Raw genomic sequence first — 17,587 nt, 5'->3', positions numbered from 1 at the left:
CTATTCGCTGGCTGCGGCGGGGTTGCGGTGGTCCTGGATCAGCGCGGAAGCGATGCCTGCCAGCGGCAGGACTTGCACGGCCGCTCCCCTCTTGACAGCTGCACCGGGCATGCCCCAGACAAGGCTGGTTTTCTCGTCCTGGGCGATGGTGTGCGCCCCGGCATCGCGCAGGGCCCGCAGGCCGCGGGCGCCGTCGTCGCCCATGCCGGTCAGCAGGGCGGCCACGACATTCGCGCCCGCCTGTTCCGCGGCGGAGTTGAACAGTACGTCGACGCTCGGACGGTGGCGGTTCACCGGGGCGTTCTGGTCGAGACGGCAGACGTAGCGCGCACCGTCACGCGCCAGGCGCAGGTGGTAGTCGGTGCCCGGGGCGATGTAGGCATGCCCGGGCACCACGATATCGCCGTCCTCGGCCTCTTTTACGGTGAGCGCGGTGCTGCGGTCCATGCGTTCGGCAAAGGCCCGGCTGAAGCCGGCGGGGATGTGTTGCGTGATCAGGATTCCCGGAGCATCCGGCGGCAGCGCGACAAGCACCTCGCGAAGGGCTTCGGTGCCGCCGGTCGAGGCTCCGAGGGTGATCACGCGATCAGTTGTCTTCAGACGTTTGCTGACTGGTGCCAGGCGCTGCGGATCGACCGTGGCACGGGCGCTGCGTGTCTGAAGGCGTACACCGGCGGCGGTTCGCACCTTGCGGGCAAGCTCGTCGGCGTAGCCTTGGAAGGCATGCGAGACATCGACCTTCGGCTTGGTGACGAAATCCACTGCGCCGACCTCCAGTGCCTCCAGGGTGACCTCGGCTCCGGCCTCGGTCAGGGACGAGACCATCACCACCGGCATCGGACGCAGGCGCATCAGGTTGCGCAGGAAGGTGATGCCGTCCATCTTCGGCATCTCGACATCAAGGGTCAGCACATCAGGCGCGAGCTGCTTGATCTTCTCGCGCGCGTCGTAGGGGTCTGTGGCCGTCCCGACTACCTCGATGCCGGGCGCCTGCGACAGGATCTCGCCTAGCAGCTTGCGGATCAGGGCCGAGTCGTCGACCACCAGCACGCGGACGGTACGGTCTTCGGGCATTCAGAAAAGCTCCACGTCGCCGCCGACCGGCTGGTTCTCCAGGCGGCGCCGGTAGTCCTGCTCGCGGTCGAGCAGGGTGTTGTTGTGCAGGGCCACGAGCTTCTTTACCCGGGCGCGACCGCTTGAGGGGAAAAACACGACCTTGCGCGGCCATGTCCCGCCGACATCTTCGGCCACCAGCCGCAGCCCCTCGTCGCGCATGAACTGGCGCAGGAACTGGATGTTGCGCATTCCCACATCGCTCATGCCCGCCATCACACGACCACCTCCGAACATCTTGACGTGCAGATCCTCGCGGCGTGCCCCCAGTTTCAGCAGTTCATTGACCAGAAACTCCATCGCGTAGGTCCCATAGCGGGTGGCACTCGAGGCAGCCGGCCCCCAGCCGCGGTCGCGATCTCCGTCCGGTAGCATAAAATGGTTCATGCCACCGACACCCGCCTGGGGTGACCATACGCAGGCCGATACACAGGACCCGAGCACCGTGGTGATCAACTCGGACTCCGAGACCGAGACGTAGCATTCCCCCGGCAGCAGTTTCGCGGCGGGGCAGGCGTGCATCCGGTCCCAATAGCGGTTGATGTGCGCGAAGGCGTTGTCGTGCAAGTTCGGTAATCCTGCCATCAGGTGGCCTTCCGGTATAGCGTCTGGTTCAGCAGGCGGAAGTTCTCGGTTACCCGGAATAATGACTCCGAGTGCCCGATGAACAGGTACCCTTCAGGGCGTAGCAGCTGGGCGAAGCGGTCCACGAGCTTTTTCTGGGTTGGCTTGTCAAAATAAATCAACGTATTGCGGCAAAAAATCGCGTCCAATGGCCCCTGAATCGGCCAGGTGTCGAACAGGTTCATCTGCCGGAAGCGCACCATTGACCGCAATTCGTCGCGAATCTTCACCTTGCCCTCGTTGGCTCCGCGGCCGCGCAATAGCCAGCGCTTCTGGCGCCCCCCGGGGATTCCGGTAACCCGGGCGGCGTCATATACCCCCGCATCGGCATGCGCGACCACCCGTGAGTCGATATCCGTGGCCAGGATGCGAGCGCCTTCTGTCGATCCCAGGGCCTCGGCCAGGGTCATCGCGATGGAATAGGGCTCCTCGCCGGTTGAACAACCGGCCGACCAGACCTTCAGCGGTCCGGACGGATTGCGCTTGCGCATCTCTTCGAGCACGGGGCCGCCCAGCATCTCGAAGTGGTGTGCCTCGCGGAAGAACGCAGTCAGGTTGGTGGTCAGGGCGTTGACGAATTCCTCCAGCTCCTGGTCGTCGCCACCTTCGACCCGGTCCAGATAGGTATCGAAGGCATCGAGCCCGAGTACGCGCAACCGTCGTGAGAGCCTACTGAATACGAGCTCCTTCTTGCTCTCGTTGAGCATGATCCCGGTGCGTTCCTGCGTCAGGCGGGCAACACGCCGGAAGTCGCGCTCGCTCAGGCGATCGGAGGCGGCCATCTAACGTCCATCCTCCGTGCTCAAAACTCTTCCCATTCTTCGGAGGCGTTCTGGCGCGAGGGTCCCGCCGCCGGGCGGCTGGGGGCGGCCCCGGCAGTCCCGCCCGCCGAGGTCGGTCGCTTCAGCCCGGTCGCACCCCCGGCTGTCTTGCTGGTGGCTGTGACTGGCCGGGTAGCGGGCTGCTGCATTGCCTGGCCGGCCGCCGATGCCTGGACGCCCTTGAAGAAGCTCATCATTTCGAGGAGTTCGCGTGACTGGTCATCCAGCGACTCGCTAGCGGCGGCGGCCTCTTCGACCAACGCGGCGTTTTGCTGAGTTACTTCGTCAAGCTGGGTGATGGCCTTGTTGATCTCCTCGAGTCCGGTGGACTGCTCCTCGCTGGCCGCGGCGATCTCGGCGATGATGTCGGAGACCTTCTTCACCGAGTCGACAATGTCCTCCAGCGACTTCCCGGAGTTGTCGACCAGCTTGCTGCCCTCGCCGATGCGCTCGACCGAGTCGTTGATCAGGGTCTTGATCTCCTTGGCGGCCTGGGCGCTGCGCTGCGCCAGGTTGCGGACCTCGGTCGCGACCACCGCGAACCCACGACCCTGCTCCCCGGCGCGGGCCGCTTCCACGGCGGCATTCAGGGCCAGCAGGTTGGTCTGGAACGCGATCTCGTCGATCACGCCGATGATGTCGGCGATCTTCTTGGACGACTGGTTGATCTCGCCCATTGCGGCGACCGTTTTCTCGACAACCTCGCCGCCTTCCTGTGCCTTTTCGCGCGCAGCGGCGGCCAGTTGATTCGCCTGCCGGGCGTTGTCGGCGTTGGACTTGACGGTGGAGGTCATTTCCTCCATCGACGAGGCGGTCTCCTCCAGCGAGGAGGCCTGTTCCTCGGTGCGCTGGGACAGGTCGGTATTGCCCTGGGCAATCTCGGCAGAGGCCGATCGCACGTTGCCGGCCCCTTCGAGGATCTGTCCGACCAGGTTGTCGAGGTTTTCCAGCGAGGTGTGGATCGCATCGCGGAACTCGGCGAACTCGCCCTGGAACTCGCCCTCCAGACGTCCGGTCAGGTCGCCCTCTGCCATTGCCTGCATCACCCGCGAGCCTTCGCGCAGCGGCATGACGACCGCATCCAGCAACTCGTTGACGCCCTCGGCGATGTTGCGTGCGAAGCCCTGATAGTCCTCTGGGCTCAGCCGTTCGCCGAGGTTGCCGGCCGCCGCATCCTTGATCAGGGCGTCGATCGCGTCCTCGGCGCGGCGCATCTCGGTGGTGTCACGCCACTCGACCATGTTCCCGGCGTAGTTGCCATCGGCATCGATGATCGCGGTGGCGTTCAGGTTGAAGTAAAGGTCGGCGACCTGGATGTTGGCTTCAAAGGGCAGTCGGGCGGGGTTCTGGAGGATCGCCCGCTGATGCGTCGGATCCTTGTGGAACTGGTCGATGGACTGCCCGATCAGGTTGTCCGGGTCGAAGTTGGGGAACTCCCGGCGCAGCACGTCGCTGCGGCTGCGCAGCAGACTCACCACGGACGGGTTGGCATAGACAATGTTCATGTCCGGGTCGCACATCATCAATGCGGTCTGCGAACCCTCGACCGCCGCCCGCATGCGTGCGCGCTCCTGCTCTACGCGCTCCTGCTCGGTGCTGTCCTGCCACTCGACCATGTTGCCCAGGTAGTTGCCGGCATCATCCAGTACCGCCGTCGCATTCAGGCGGAACTTGAGATCGGCAACCGTGATCCGGGCCTCGTAGGGCAGATTGGCGGGGTTCTGCAGGATCGCGCGCTGGTGTGTCGGGTCCTTGTGGAACTGGTCGATGGACTGCCCCACCAGGTTGTCCGGATCGAAGTTCGGAAACTCCCGTCGCAGGACATCGCGCCGATTGCGCAGAAGCTCGATAACGGCCGGGTTGGCGTAGACGATGTTCATGTCGCTGTCGCACATCATCAGGGCAGTCTGGGCTCCCTGAACGGCGGCCCGCATGAACAGGGCGTTGTGGTCACTGCCGGTATCGGTTTTTGGATTGGCGGCCATGGTGGTGTCCTCACTTCGGTTGTTCGTCTGTCGCGGAGCCGGTTTCCGGCGCCGCGGGGATTGGTTTGGCGTTTCTGCCGGGGGCTTTTCGGGCGCGGAGGGGCGCTCGGTCACAGTCTTGTCATCAGTCGGGTCGGTGGCCTCATCGGGTGAGCCGATCCAGCCCAGCGGATCATTGCCCAGCTTGTTGCGTTTGCGTGTCGTCATGGCCCGTTCTCCCTGGCTCTCGGCTCAGGCATGCGCCGCCGACGGGCGGGTTGTCGCTTGTGCCCCGGCCGCGACCAGGTCGGCGGCCAGCTGTTGAAAATCCGTGGCCGCGCGATGGCGCGGCTGGTACTCGAAGATCGTCTGCCCGAAGCTCGGGCTCTCGGCCAGCACCACCGACTCGCGGATGGTGGTGGGCAGCAGGGCATCGGCGAAGTGTTCGCGGATGCGCTCGCGCACCTCGCGGGCGTGGCGGCGCTGTTCGACAAAGCGCGACAGCACGATCCACTTGCGACGGCTCGTACCCAGGCGCGCCTCGATGCCCTGCAGGATGCGCATCAATCGCGACAGCCCGTTCAGGGCCAGGAAGTCGCCGGCGACCGGGATCAGCATCTCGTCGGCGGCGATAATGGCGTTCATACCCAGCAGGCCGGCCGACGGCGGGCAGTCGATCAGCACGAAATCGAAGGGCTGTTCCAGTCTGTCCAGCGCCTTCTGCAGGCGCCAGCCCCGCTCGGCTCCGCCTTCGTTCAGGTTCTCGACCTCCTGCAGCTGTTCTCCGGCGGCGACGATCTGCAGCCCGTTTCCGGCTTCGCTGAAGGCGTCCTCCAGGCGCGCGCCAAACTGCAGGACCTGATCCAGGCCGGCCGGGTCCTCCAGCCCGAAGGCCATGGAGAGATGCCCCTGCGGGTCGGCGTCGATCGCCAGCACCCGATGCCCGGCCAGGGCCAGGGCATGCGCCAGGTTCAGGGTCACGGTCGTCTTGCCGACGCCGCCCTTCTGGTTGATCACCGCGATGGTCCGCATGGTTCCCCGGCAGCCCCCGGCTACGCCGTGGCCTCCGCTTCGATGGCGTCGGTGCTGGCAATCAGGCCCGGGCCGAGCAGGGTGTCGATGTCCAGCATCAGGATCATCTTGTCGTCGACCGTCGCCAGGCCGCGTACGAAGTCGATCCCGATGCGGGTGTTGAAGTCGGGGGCCGGCTGCATCTCGTCAGCGCCCACGCTGTAGACCTCGGACACGGCATCGACGACGATCCCCATCACGCGCTCGCGGTCCTCGTTGATCACGCGCAGCATGATCACCACGGTGGTCGGGCCGTATTCCATCGGCTCCATGCCGAAGCGCAGGCGCATGTCGATGATCGGTACGATCATCCCGCGCACGTTGATCACCCCGCGGATGTAGTCCGGGGCATTGGGCAGCGGCGTGGGCCGCTCCCAGCCCTTGATCTCCTGCACCCGCAGGATGTCCACGCCGTATTCCTCCTCCGCGAGGATGAAGGTGAGATACTGGTCCTCGCCGGCGGTGGCGGGGTCGTGGATGGACTGGGTTGCGTCGTTCGCCATTGCGTTGGGCTCCTTGATTTTTACGCCGCGCGGGTGTCGCGCCCGGAGGCCATCCGCGCGATCCCGGCGACATCCAGGATCAGCGCCACCTGGCCGTCTCCGAGGATGGTTGCGCCGGCGGTGCCGGGGACCTTGCGGAAATTGGTTTCCAGCGTCTTGATCACGACCTGCTGCTGACCCAGGAGGTCGTCCACGCGCAGGGCGACGCGCTGGTCGTCGGCCTCGGCCACCACCAGCAGGGCGCGCTCCGGCAGCGGGCTGGGCTCGGCCCGGCCGAACAGCGCGGCCAGATCGACGATGGGGATGTATTCGTCCCGCAGCCGGTACAGCGGCAGCTTGCCGAACGCCTGCTTCACGCTCTCCGGCTGCGTCTGCAGTGATTCGACGATCGCGATCAGCGGGATCACAAAGGTCTCGTCGCCGATCTTCAGCAACTGACCGTCCATGATCGACAGCGTCAGCGGCAGGCGGATGGTCAGGCGCGAACCCTTGCCGGGTTCGGATTCCAGTTCGACGTTGCCGCCTAGGCCACGGATATTCTTCTTCACCACGTCCATGCCGACGCCGCGGCCGGACAGATCGCTGACCTGGTCCGCGGTGGACAGCCCCGGCTCGAAGATCAGCTGCAGGATCTCGTGGCGGTCCAGTTGCTGGTTCGGCCCGACGATCCCGGCGTCGCGGGCCTTGGCCAGGATGCGGTCGGCATCCATGCCCTTGCCATCGTCGCGGATCTCGATGACCACGTTGCCGCCGCGGTGGTAGGCCTCCAGGCTGACCTGGCCGGTCTTGGGTTTGCCCGCCGCCGCGCGCGCATCGGGCATCTCGATGCCGTGATCCACGGCATTGCGCACCAGATGCACCAGCGGGTCGCCCAGGTGCTCCATGACCGTTTTGTCGATCTCGGTGTATTCGCCCTTCAGGGTCAGCTCGATCTGCTTGCCGAGCTGACCGGAGATGTCGTGTACCAGGCGCGGGAAGCGGTTGAAGACCTGGGCGATCGGCACCATGCGGATGCCCATCACGCTTTCCTGCAGCTCGCGGGTATTGCGCTCCAGCTCCGCCAGGCCGGTGCGCAAGCGCTCGATCTGCGCCTCAATCTGCGAGGGGTCTTCCTCCAGCTGTTCGCTGATATCGGTCAGCATCGACTGGGTGATGACCAGCTCGCCGACCATGTCGATCAGCGCATCGATCTTGCCGGTGTTCACCCTCATGGAGCTGGATTCCGCGCTGCGTTTATTGCCGGCGCGCGCAGCGGGCGGCTCGGCGGGGGTCTCCGTGGCAGGGGAATCCGGGGGCTTAACCGGTTGCTCTGCCACTGTGTCCGTGGCCGTCTCGGGGACGGCGAGGGGTTCGATCTCCAGATCGCATTCGTCCTCGACCCACTCGAAGACCTCTTCGACCTGGTCGCGGCTCGCGTCCCCTTCCAGTTCCAGGGTCCAGGCGAGATAGCAGTCCTCCGGGTCGAAGGCCTCCGCGCTGTCCGGCAGGCGGTCGGTCTCGCAGTGCACGGTCAGTCGGCCCAGCTCCTCCAGCACCTCGAACATGCGCAAAGGGTCGTTGCCGGTGCGCATCAGGTCCGCGTAGGGGCGGAACTGGATGCGCCAGCCGCGCGGGCCGTTGCCGCCGCCACCGTCGCTATCGGCGGCGGCGTCTCCGCCCGATCCGCCGTTTGCCGTGCCGCCCGGGGCGCTGTCAGCTGGCGCGGCATCATCCAGGTGGGCTTCGATCAGGGTGCGCACCTCGGCCACCTCGCCGGCGTCGGCCTCGCCCCCGTCGCGGGCGGCATGCAGCTGAGCGCGCAGGATATCCACTGCGCGCAGCAACAGATTCACGGTCTCCGGCGCGGCTTCCTGCTCGCCGTTGCGCATTCGGTCCAGCAGGGTCTCGACGCCGTGGGTGAACTCGGAGATGGCGCCGAACCCGAACGTCCCGGCCCCGCCCTTGATCGAGTGGGCGCAGCGGAAGATGGTATTCAGGGTCTCCGGGTCGCCCCCATCCAGCGCCAGGAGTTCGGTCTCCATGCGCTCCAGCCCCTCGAAGCTCTCCTCGAGAAAGGCATCGACGAACTGGGCCATGTCGATCGACATGACTAGCGAAGCACCCGGTTCACGGTGTTCATCAGCTGGTCCGGGTCGAACGGCTTGACCAGCCAGCCGGTCGCACCCGCCGCCTTGCCTTCCTGTTTCTTCTCCGGGCCCGCCTCGGTGGTCAGCACCAGGATGGGGGTGAACTTGTAATCGCCCAGCTTGCGCAGTTCGCGGGTCAGTTGCAGCCCGTCCATGCCCGGCATGTTCACGTCGGTGATCACCAGGTCCGCCTTCGTCCCCTGGGCCTTGCTCAGGCCGTCGTTGCCGTCGCGCCCCTCGGTGACCTCGTGTCCGGCCTGCTTGAGGGTGAATGCGACCATCTGGCGCATCGAGGCGGAATCGTCCACCACCAGAACCTTAGCCATTGATCTCTCCTGAATCGGTATCGTGTTCTTGTCCGGTACTCGCGGCGGATCTTTCCGCGCCGAGCGCCTGGAAGGCCTGTGCGAAGACGGCGCTTGCGCCGTTGATTGAAAAACCCTGCGCATGGCGCGTCGCCGTATGGCGTGCCATCAGCAGCACCTGTACACCGGCCGCGTCGATATCGGCCACGGCCGCCGCGTCCACCTGAAGGTCCTCGCCGGCATCCAGTGCCGCGCGCAAGTCCTGCCAGCAGGCGCTTGCGGTGTCGATGCGCAGGCGTTCGGGCAGCGCTATGGTGGTCATCGCCATTACCTTGCTGTGAGTTCATTCACACTGTACAGGTGTTGTACAGGAACTTTCTATCTCTTCGTAAAAAGTTATACGGCGGCGGGTGGGAAAACTTGAGGACGGATTCACATGGAAACGCCGGCAGCGCGCTGGACTTTCGTCGCGCCAGTGTGACCAGATGCCGTGTGCGCCCGCGCAAGCCCGCTTTTTCCATGCAACCTTCGACCCCGGTGAGATGCTGAGATGGAGGCCCGTTCGCTCTACCGACTACCGGCCGACCCGGCGGCCCGGCAGGCCGCCGCGGCCTGGCTGCGGACCGCCGCAGCCCGGGGTCCGGTGCTCTGGGTGGGACGGCATGTCCCCGGCGGCCTGCCGCACGTGGCGCCGGCACAGGCCGGGCACTGGCTGGGCCACGAAGTGCAGGCCCTGGTGTTCGAGGCCGGGGATCCGCTCGCCGTGGATGCGCTGGTCACGGCGGCTGGGTTGCTCCGCGGCGGTGGCACCCTGGTGATCCTCGACGGGGTCACCGGTGAGGGCGCGTTTGCCCGACGCTGGCGGGCGGCGCTGGCCGAGGCGTGGGTGCGGACGCCCGCATCGGCGGAGGAATGGCCCGAGGTGCCGGCACGTCCGGCGCCCGCCTTTGCGTGGACGCCGGATCAGGCCGCGGCGCTGGATCGTCTCGCGCATCTTGGCGCCGACGAATGCCTGGCGCTGATCGCCCCGCGCGGTCGCGGCAAGTCGACCCTCCTGGGCGAGTTCCTCGGCGGGACACTCCAACACGGCGGGCCCGCGATCACGCTGACGGCACCGAGTCCACGGGCCGTGGGTGCCCTGCTGGCGCGCGCCCGCCGGTGGGTCGACACGCCGGAGCGTCTCTACCGGGCACCGGATATCCTGCTGGAAGCGCCCGAACTCGTGGATACTCTGATCATCGACGAGGCAGCGAACCTGCCGGTGGAACGCCTGCTGCGCCTCGCCCGCCGTGCCCGGCGCCTGGTGTTGTCCACCACGACCGGCGGCTTCGAGGGGAGTGGCCAGGGCTTCCGGCTGCGCGCGCTGCCGACCCTGGAGGCGGCGGGTTTCCGGGTGCGGTTGCAGGCCATGGCGACCCCGGTGCGCTGGGCGCCGGGGGATCCGCTGGAGGACTGGCTCGATCGGCTGTTCCTGCTGGAGGCGGAAAGCCGGACACCGGCTACCCAGGCCGTCCGTCTGCGCTGGACGACCGGGGCGGCCCTGGCGGAGTTGCCGCAGACCCTGGAGGCCGTGACGGGCCTGCTGGCGGATGCGCACTACCGGACCCGTCCGTCCGATCTTCTGCGCTGGCTGGAGGACCCCGGCGTGCGCGTGCTGTGCATGGAGGGCGTGACGGACGGGGCGCTGTTCGGCGTCGCACTGATCCAGGAGGAACCCGGCCTGGATCGGGCCCTGGCCGAGGCGGTGTGGGCGGGTGAGCGCCGTCCGCAGGGGCAGTTTCTGCCCTGCACACTGGCTGCTCTGGGGGGCTTCGAGCTGGCGGCGGAGCGTACCTGGCGCATCCAGCGCATCGCGGTGCACCCGCGCTGGCAGGGGCGGGGCCTGGGCGGCCGCCTGCTGCGGGCGGTCGCGGATCGGGCCGTTGCCGAACGGGTGGCGCTGCTGGGGGTGAGTTTCGGGCTGCAGCCCGCCTTGCTGCGGCTCTGGCAGCGGGAGGGCTACGTTCTGGTGCGCGTGGGGACCCAGCCGGACGCGGCCAGTGGTCAGGTCAGTGGTGTGGTCCTGCGCGCACTCCGGCCCCGCACGGCCTCCGGTCTGCAGCCAATCCAGCGCGCCTTCTGGCGCGACTGGCCGGTCTGGTACCCACGCTTCCTGCCGGCATCCGCCGCGGCCATGGTGAGTGCGGTCCTGGAGGAAACGGCCCGGCCGTTGGCGGAGGCCGACCCGGCCACCGATCTCGCGGAGGTTCGAGCCTTTGCGTACCGCGCGCGGCCGCTGGAATGGGCGTTGCCGGCCCTGTTGCGGCAGCTGGAAGCAGCCCCGCCGGCCGATCCGGAAGGCCGCCTGCTGGCGGCGACCCTGGCCGCGCCCGTTGACTGGGATCAGCGGGCGCGTGAGCTCGGGGTGTCCGGGCGGCGCGGCGTCACCCGCAGGCTGCGCCGCGCCGCCCGGACCTGGCTGGAGGTACGTAGCCCGTAGCCCGTAGACCGGGTCAGAGCCGGAACTGCGCCAGGGCCTGCTGGATCTCCTTTTCCACCTGCTTGAGTTCGTCGGAGGCGGCGCTGACCCGGTCGGCGGTGTTGGCCGACTGATCCGCCTCGTCGGAGATCTGCACGATGTTGCGGTTGATATCCTCGACCACCGTGCTCTGCTGGCGCGAAGCGACCGCGATCTGCTCGGTCATCTCCACGATGGTGGTGACCGACTGCCGGATCTGTTGCAGGGCGCCGTTGACCTCGGCGGTATGCTCCATGGTCGACTCGGCCTCTTCCTGACCCTGTTCCATGGCCTTGACGGCACTGGTGGTGGCGGTTTGCAGGCGCGAGATCATGGACTCGATCTCGTCGGTGGATTCCTGCGTGCGGGTCGCCAGCTTGCGGACCTCGTCGGCGACCACCGCGAAGCCGCGGCCATGTTCGCCGGCGCGGGCGGCCTCGATGGCCGCGTTCAGGGCCAGCAGGTTGGTCTGCTCGGCGACCCCGCGGATCACCTCGAGGATGGTTCCGATCTGCTTGGAGTCCTCGCCCAGCTTGGAGACGGTCCCGGCGGCCTGCTCGACGGTGCCGAGCAGCGAGGCCATGGACTCGATGTTCTTCTGCATCACCTCGGAGCCGTTGTTCACTGCATCCCCGGCCTCCTGGCCGGCCTGGGAGGTCGCGTCGGTGTTGCGCGCGATCTCCTCGGCGCTGCTTTGCAGCTCGTTGATCGCGGTGGCGACACGCTCGGTCTCGTCGCGCTGGCGCGAGACCGCCTCGCGGGCCTCGTAGGCCTCCTGGTTCAGGTTCTCGGTGGCGCGGTTGAGTGTCTCGGTGCTGCCGCGCGCGTGGCCGATGGCCTGGGCGATCTTGTCGGTGAAGCGGTTGAAGGCGCGGCCCAGTTGCGCGGTCTCGATCAGCCCGTTCTCGTCCAGGCGGCGGCTCAGATCGCCATCGCCGTCGGCGATCTCCTCGAGCGCCGCGGTGGAGTGGGCCAGCGCGCGCCGCACGACCAGGATGATGAACACCGCGCCGGCCAGCCCGAGGATCACGCCGATCAGAGCCAGGATGCCCTGGGTCGTCTGGGTGGCGCGCATGTCGGCGGTCAGGGCGGCGGCGCTGCGTTCGGCGCGGGCAGTGATGCGCTCGCTGAGTCCTTGCAGATGATCGCGGGCCTCGACCAGCAGCGGGCCGATCTCGGTCCGAATCAGGTAGGCATCCTGCAGGGCCTGTTCGCTGCCGTGGATCTCGATCAGGTCGTCCAGCGCGGTGTTCTGGGTATCCAGGGCCATCTGGAAGTCTTCCAGCGCGATCTGCTGTTCGAAGTCGAGATCGTCGAACTGGTCCATCAGCTGCGCGGTGATGTCGTTGGTGCGGGTCGAGAACAGGCGCACGTTCTCGCGGAAGGCGTCATCGCGGAAGGCGATGAACCCGCGCAGGTTGGAGGTGACCTGGACCACCGACATGCGCAGCTCATGCAGGGTGTCGAGACGGTCCCAGGAACGCTGGAAGCGCGGCAGGGCCATCTCGGCGTCGATCATCATGTTGGTCTGCTGGGTCATCTCGCGGCTGGCCGGGTTGGCCCGGGCGTTGGCGATTCCCAGGGCCGGCATATTCTCGGCCGCGTTCTCCGCCACCTCGATCAGGCGGTCCTCGAAGCTGGCGAACTGATCCACCAGGCGGCGTACCTCGGTCGCGCTGGCGGCGAGTTCCTCGTCGGCCGCGATGACCGGATTCTCGTTCAGGGCCCGCGTGGCCGCATCGAGCTCGCGCATCGCGTTTTGCCATGCATCGCGATGCGACTGCTCCTCGCTCATCAGGTAGAAGCCGAGAAACGCCGCGCTCTCCTGCAGCAGCTGCTCGACATCGTTGACCCGGGCGACGGCCGGGTAGTCGGCCTGCGTGAGTTGCTCGACCCCCTGACTGCCCGTGCTCATCGCGCGCAGTGCCAGCAGGGAGTTGATGATCAGGATGGCGACGACCAGGCCGAACCCGGCAATCAGCAGCCCCCGAATGGAGAGTTTGTCCAGCATGCGATGACTCCTTCAGCGCGCCCTGTCCCGGGCGCTTCGCGAACCGGCCGCGGTCTCGGAGAGCGCGGACCCGAAAGGTGGCTATTCAACCCCTGTTACGGCAGACCCCCGGCAGAGTTGAGGGGTGGCCGGAAACCCGAGTGTAGACGCGCCGACGCTCAACCGGATTCCAGCTGCTCCCAGCGCTCGAAGCAGTGGGCCAGCTCGGCCTCCACGGTCTCGAGCCGCGCCTGCAGGTCGCGCATGCGTTCGCCGTCGCGCAGGGCCTCGGGATCGGTCATCGCCGTGGTCAGTTCCTGTTGCTCGGTTTCCAGGGCCTCGATCCGGGCCGGGAGGGCCTCCAGTTCGCGCGCATCCTTGTAGGACAGTTTGCGCGGGGTCGCCGGAGCGTTTTCCGATGTCTGCGGCGATGGTTCGGGAGCGGGCTCGGCCCGCGGCTCCGGGGCGCCGGGGCGGGCGGCGGCCGCGGTTTCGCCCTCCAGCAGCCGCCGCGTGACACGTTCGGGCAGGTCGGACCAGCCACCCACGAACTCTTCCACCGATCCGTCGCCCGGCAGGACCAGGGTCGAGGTCGCGACATTGTCCAGAAACGAGCGGTCGTGGCTGACCACGATCACCGTCCCGGTGTACTCGATCAGGAGCTGTTCCAGCAGCTCCAGGGTCTCCACATCGAGGTCGTTGGTGGGTTCGTCGAGCACCAGCAGATTTGCCGGGCGCAGGAACAGCTTGGCCAGCAGCAGGCGATTGCGCTCGCCCCCGGACAGCGCCGACACCGGCTGGCGGGAACGTGATGGCGGGAACAGGAAGTCTTCCAGGTAGGACAAAATGTGCCGGCTCTCGCCATTGACCATCACCCGGTCGCGCCCCTCGCCGACCGCGTCCTGCACCGTGGTGTCCTCGTCGAGATGCGCGCGCGCCTGGTCGAAGTACGCGATCTCCAGCTGGGTGCCCAGCTTCACGTGACCGGCCAGCGGCTCCATCTGTCCGAGCAGGCCGCGCAGCAGGGTCGTCTTGCCCGCGCCGTTGGGTCCGACGATGCCCAGGGCATCGCCACGCTGCAGCAGCAGGTTCACGTCCCTCACGATCGGTTTGTCGTAGCCAAAATCGGCGTGCTCCGCCTCGATCACCAGCCGGCCCGAACGCTGTTCCGGGCTCAGCTTCATCTTGACCTGGCCGCTGCGTTCGCGGCGCTCGGCGCGCTTCTTGCGCAGGGCCTGCAGTGCCCGCACGCGCCCCTCGTTGCGGGTACGCCGTGCCTTGATGCCCTGGCGCACCCAGGCCTCCTCCTGCGCCAGCTTGCGGTCGAACTCCGCGCGCTGGGTGGCCTCGGTCTCCAGGCGTTCGGCCTGACGGCGGCGGAATTCCTCGATCGACGGCGGGTGTTCATACAGCTGCCCGCGGTCCAGCTCCAGGATGCGGGTGGCTACACTCTCCATGAACTGGCGGTCATGGCTGATGAAGACCACGGTCAGGCCGCTCTCGAGCAGGAACTCTTCCAGCCAGCGGATCGCGGCCACGTCGAGGTGGTTGGTCGGTTCGTCGAGCAGCAGCAGCTGCGGGCGCTGCACCAGTTCGCGTGCCAGCCAGACCCGGCGCTTGAGTCCGCCGGATAGGGCGGCGAACTGCGCCTCGGGGTCCAGGCTCAGGCGGGAGATGGTGGTCTCCACCCGGTTCTGCAGGCTCCAGCCATCGATCGCGTCCAGCTGCGACTGCACGGGCCCCATTTTGTCCAGCGCCTCCATGTCACCACTGGCCGCGGCCTGGCTCAGGTGGTGGAAGCGTTCCAGCAGGCGCCCGGCCTCGCCCAGGCCCTCGGCCACGACATCGAACACCGTCCCTTCAATGCCCGGGGGCAACTCCTGGGTCAGGTAGGCGGTGGTGAGGCCATCCTGGCGGGTGATCTCGCCCGAATCCGCCTGTGCCTCGCCGTTGAGCACTTTGAGCAGGGTGGACTTGCCCTCTCCGTTGCGCCCGGCGACGGCGACGCGCTCGCCGGGTTCCAGGCTCAGGTTGATGCCGTCGAGCAGGGCGGCCATGCCGTAGGCCAGGTGGATGTTGCGCAGGGTGAGCAGTGCCATTCGAGTTCCGGTCGCGAGCGAGTGTTGTAGCGGGCGCCAAGCCTATCACCTTGGCGTGCTGGGGCGTGCGGGTGGTTGCGTCCGGCCGCGTGCCATGATGTGGCTGGCCCTGGTTCGTCGTTCGGTGTTTACGGTGGCTCCGGCCGGTCGCCTGCCGATTTTTGGCTAGGCCTGGTTCGTCCTCTGGTGTTTACGGTGGCTCCGGTCCGCATACTGCCCGGCGCTGACTCGCCAGCGCGCCGCGCCCGTTGTTGATCAAAAACGGGCTTCTTTGCTCGTGCAAAGAAGTACCCAAGAAACACGCCCGACTGCCGCGACCCCGGCCCGCTGCGCGGGCCGGGGTTTCCCTCGCTCCGAGGTTTTTCGCGGGCGGCGCTGAACTCGCTGCGCCTTCGGCTCCGCTCAGACATCCAGCGCCTTTTCCCCGCGAAAACCCTCTCCACTCGGCGCGACGACAACGGGGGATTCAAGGTCAAGACAACAGCCGTCCCGACGGTCGTGCCAGGGCAGGATGGCTAACTTTTCGGACATCTTGGGCACGCTCGGCCCTCGGCCGTTGCGTGCCGCGCCCGCAGGGCGGGCGCCAGGGGCTTTCGAGCGGCGTTGCCTATGGTTAGGCGCAAACATGGGGATGCGTTCGGTTTTGACCTTCGCCTCCCGTATGGAGCCCCTCGCGGAGGGCGTGATGGGCCGGGAGAAGGCGCTGGATGTCTGAGCGAAGCCGAAGGCGTAGCGAGTTCAGCGCCGCCGGCCCGAGGGCCCTGGAGCAAGGTCCCCGGGCGAAATCCGGGTGCCCTTCTTTGGGTCCTTTCTTGGGCAAGCAAGAAAGGACCTCGCGGCGCGTTGGCGAGTCAGCGCCTGGCAGTATGTGGACCGAAGGCACCGTGAACACCCGAGGCCGAACCAGGACCAGCCACCACGAGGCAGGCGGCCGGACGGAGGCACGTAAAACCGAGAGCGCAAAGCCTGTCTCGCTGGGGGCGAGGGCAAGAGAGGGCCGCGTGTCAGGCCTCGCCCATGAGCCAGGCGCTGGCGGCTCCGGCCAGACTCATCAGCGCGAGGACGAAGATCGCCACCTCGGTGCCCGCCAGCTGCGCCAGCAGCCCGAACAGCCCGCCGACCAGCAGCAGGGCACCAATGACCGTGTTGCTGACCGCGGTGAACGCGGCCCGGGTCTCCTGCGTGGCCATATCCACCAGATACGTCTTGCGCCCCAGGCGCACACCGGCATGACTGACCCCGAGCAGGAAGAACAACGCCGCATAGAGCCAGCCGCCGGGGACCAGTGCGTGGTCGGTATCCACCGGCACGAACCAGACGCCCACCGCGACCGCAATGCCAAGCCCGGCGGCCAGAAGGCCAGACAGGATCAGCACCCAGCGCGCCGAGCGGTCGGACAGGCGCCCCCAGACCGGGGCGCTGACCGCCGAGGCCAGGCCGCTGGCCAGGATCAGCAGCCCCAGGGTTCCGAGATCGCCGGCGGTGGCGTCCTCCGCGAGAAGGACGTAGAAGGGCAGGGCCAGCGCGGTGCTCATCAGCAGGGCGCGGGTCAGCACGAAGTGGCCAAAGGCGCGGTCGGTCCACAGCAGGCGCATGGAGCGGATGGCCTCGGTCACCGCGTTGCCGCCGCCCTCGGTGGAGCCCGGGTCCTCGCGCAGCCGGGTAAAGGTCGCGGCGGCCACCCACCAGGCCCCGGCCGAGGCGGCCAGCAGGGCGACGAAGACCCCGATGCCGGCCTCTTCGAGGTTCGCCAGCGTCAGGTAGATACCCAGGCCCAGGGTGAAGAAGCCGGCGAGGGAGGCGGCATAGCCCATCACGGTTCCGCGCTGGTGCTTGGCGATGGTCTTGCCGAGCACATCCTTGGAAGCCACCGAGTTGATCCCCCGCGACAGGGCAAAGACGATCAGGAGCCCGAGGATGGCCCAGCCGGCGGCGGCGCCCTCCAGGGTCAGGGCGACGACAGCCATGCCGGCGACGGCCAGGCCGGACAGGACACTGCCCAGCACCCAGAAGCCCTTGCGGATCGCCCGGCGGCGAATGGAGGCGGCAACGAACAGTTGAGGCAGCAGCGAGCCGGATTCGCGGATCGGCACCAGGAAGCCGGCGAAGGCGGCCGGGGCGCCCAGGGCGCCGAGCAGCCAGGCCAGCACCAGTCGGGCCGAGGCGAGCTCGTCGCCAATCTTGCTCAGGGTGTTGGCGACCAGGTGGACGAAGAAATTGACCGGCTGGGCGCGGCAGGCGTTTTCGGGGATGTCCTTGCAGACGCGCGCGTCCTCGTCGCCGGCAATGGTTTCGTACAGTCCGATAATCGGGCGCGGAAGCTTGTCCAGGTCGTTGGCGGTCATGAGGTCTTTCCGTTGCGTTGTCCCGTCATTGCGAGGAGCCGAAGGCGACGTGGCAACCTCCAGATGCTGGCAGGGCGGCGGGATCCGGTGGTGCCGGAAGGCAGATTGCCACGGTGCCTGCGGCACCTC

General features: G+C 67.5%; 13 protein-coding genes and 2 pseudogenes. 2 read left to right on the top strand and 13 right to left on the bottom strand.

Features of this window, described 5'->3' with window-relative positions; genetic code table 11:
• From H609_RS0102475 to H609_RS0102435, 10 genes and pseudogenes are all read right to left on the bottom strand, one after another.
• Window positions 1-1,074 carry a chemotaxis response regulator protein-glutamate methylesterase gene (locus H609_RS0102475; RefSeq protein ID WP_019583355.1) on the bottom strand — a complete coding sequence of 358 codons (1,074 nt, stop codon included), beginning with the start codon at window positions 1,072-1,074 and terminating at the stop codon, window positions 1-3.
• Entirely contained in the window at window positions 1,075-1,698 is a 624-nt protein-coding gene (gene cheD / locus H609_RS0102470) for a chemoreceptor glutamine deamidase CheD (protein ID WP_028484231.1), read from the bottom strand.
• Window positions 1,698-2,519: a protein-glutamate O-methyltransferase CheR gene (locus tag H609_RS0102465; RefSeq protein ID WP_019583357.1), complete on the bottom strand. Its 822-nt coding sequence runs from the start codon at window positions 2,517-2,519 to the stop codon at window positions 1,698-1,700. Before H609_RS0102465 ends, cheD begins: the two co-directional genes overlap by 1 nt.
• A gap of 20 nt (window positions 2,520-2,539) precedes the next feature.
• On the bottom strand, window positions 2,540-4,750 hold the full coding sequence (locus H609_RS0102460) for a methyl-accepting chemotaxis protein (protein WP_019583358.1): 2,211 nt from the start codon (window positions 4,748-4,750) through the stop codon (window positions 2,540-2,542).
• Between the two features lie 24 nt (window positions 4,751-4,774).
• Window positions 4,775-5,554: a ParA family protein gene (locus H609_RS0102455; protein ID WP_028484230.1), complete on the bottom strand. Its 780-nt coding sequence runs from the start codon at window positions 5,552-5,554 to the stop codon at window positions 4,775-4,777.
• A gap of 20 nt (window positions 5,555-5,574) precedes the next feature.
• The gene (locus H609_RS0102450; RefSeq protein ID WP_028484229.1) at window positions 5,575-6,096 is read right to left on the bottom strand and encodes a chemotaxis protein CheW; all 522 of its coding nucleotides are present in this window, start codon (window positions 6,094-6,096) and stop codon (window positions 5,575-5,577) included.
• A 20-nt stretch (window positions 6,097-6,116) separates the two neighbouring features.
• Window positions 6,117-7,328: pseudogene (locus tag H609_RS14360) on the bottom strand (chemotaxis protein CheA); the annotation flags it as partial.
• 107 nt (window positions 7,329-7,435) lie between these two features.
• A pseudogene (locus tag H609_RS14355) lies at window positions 7,436-8,183 on the bottom strand (Hpt domain-containing protein); the annotation flags it as partial.
• A gap of 2 nt (window positions 8,184-8,185) precedes the next feature.
• Window positions 8,186-8,548, bottom strand: a complete 363-nt coding sequence (locus H609_RS0102440) for a response regulator (RefSeq protein WP_018141308.1) — start codon at window positions 8,546-8,548, stop codon at window positions 8,186-8,188.
• Entirely contained in the window at window positions 8,541-8,849 is a 309-nt protein-coding gene (locus H609_RS0102435) for an STAS domain-containing protein (protein ID WP_028484227.1), read from the bottom strand. Before H609_RS0102435 ends, H609_RS0102440 begins: the two co-directional genes overlap by 8 nt.
• 228 nt (window positions 8,850-9,077) lie before the next feature.
• Here H609_RS0102435 and H609_RS0102430 point away from each other — a divergent pair, with 228 nt between their 5' ends.
• Complete coding sequence (locus H609_RS0102430) at window positions 9,078-11,006, top strand: GNAT family N-acetyltransferase (protein ID WP_028484226.1); 1,929 nt, start codon at window positions 9,078-9,080, stop codon at window positions 11,004-11,006.
• 13 nt (window positions 11,007-11,019) lie between these two features.
• On the opposite strand, the gene H609_RS0102425 is transcribed toward H609_RS0102430, so the two are convergent.
• The gene (locus H609_RS0102425) at window positions 11,020-13,035 is read right to left on the bottom strand and encodes a methyl-accepting chemotaxis protein (RefSeq protein WP_028484225.1); all 2,016 of its coding nucleotides are present in this window, start codon (window positions 13,033-13,035) and stop codon (window positions 11,020-11,022) included.
• A 158-nt stretch (window positions 13,036-13,193) separates the two neighbouring features.
• Window positions 13,194-15,113, bottom strand: a complete 1,920-nt coding sequence (locus H609_RS0102420) for an ATP-binding cassette domain-containing protein (RefSeq protein ID WP_028484224.1) — start codon at window positions 15,111-15,113, stop codon at window positions 13,194-13,196.
• Window positions 15,114-15,624: 511 nt separating this feature from the next.
• Here H609_RS0102420 and H609_RS14275 point away from each other — a divergent pair.
• Window positions 15,625-15,828: a hypothetical protein gene (locus tag H609_RS14275; protein WP_038036014.1), complete on the top strand. Its 204-nt coding sequence runs from the start codon at window positions 15,625-15,627 to the stop codon at window positions 15,826-15,828.
• Window positions 15,829-16,117: 289 nt separating this feature from the next.
• Here the strand turns inward: H609_RS14275 and H609_RS0102410 are convergent, their stop codons facing one another.
• On the bottom strand, window positions 16,118-17,458 hold the full coding sequence (locus H609_RS0102410) for an MFS transporter (protein ID WP_018880073.1): 1,341 nt from the start codon (window positions 17,456-17,458) through the stop codon (window positions 16,118-16,120).
• Between the last annotated feature and the right edge of the window lie 129 nt (window positions 17,459-17,587).

Origin of the sequence: Thioalkalivibrio sp. ALE17 (assembly GCF_000425605.1) — a bacterium.
GTDB lineage: Bacteria > Pseudomonadota > Gammaproteobacteria > Ectothiorhodospirales > Ectothiorhodospiraceae > Thioalkalivibrio.
Note: the sequence above shows the minus strand (reverse complement) of the source record. Positions and strands in the feature narration are given on the sequence as shown.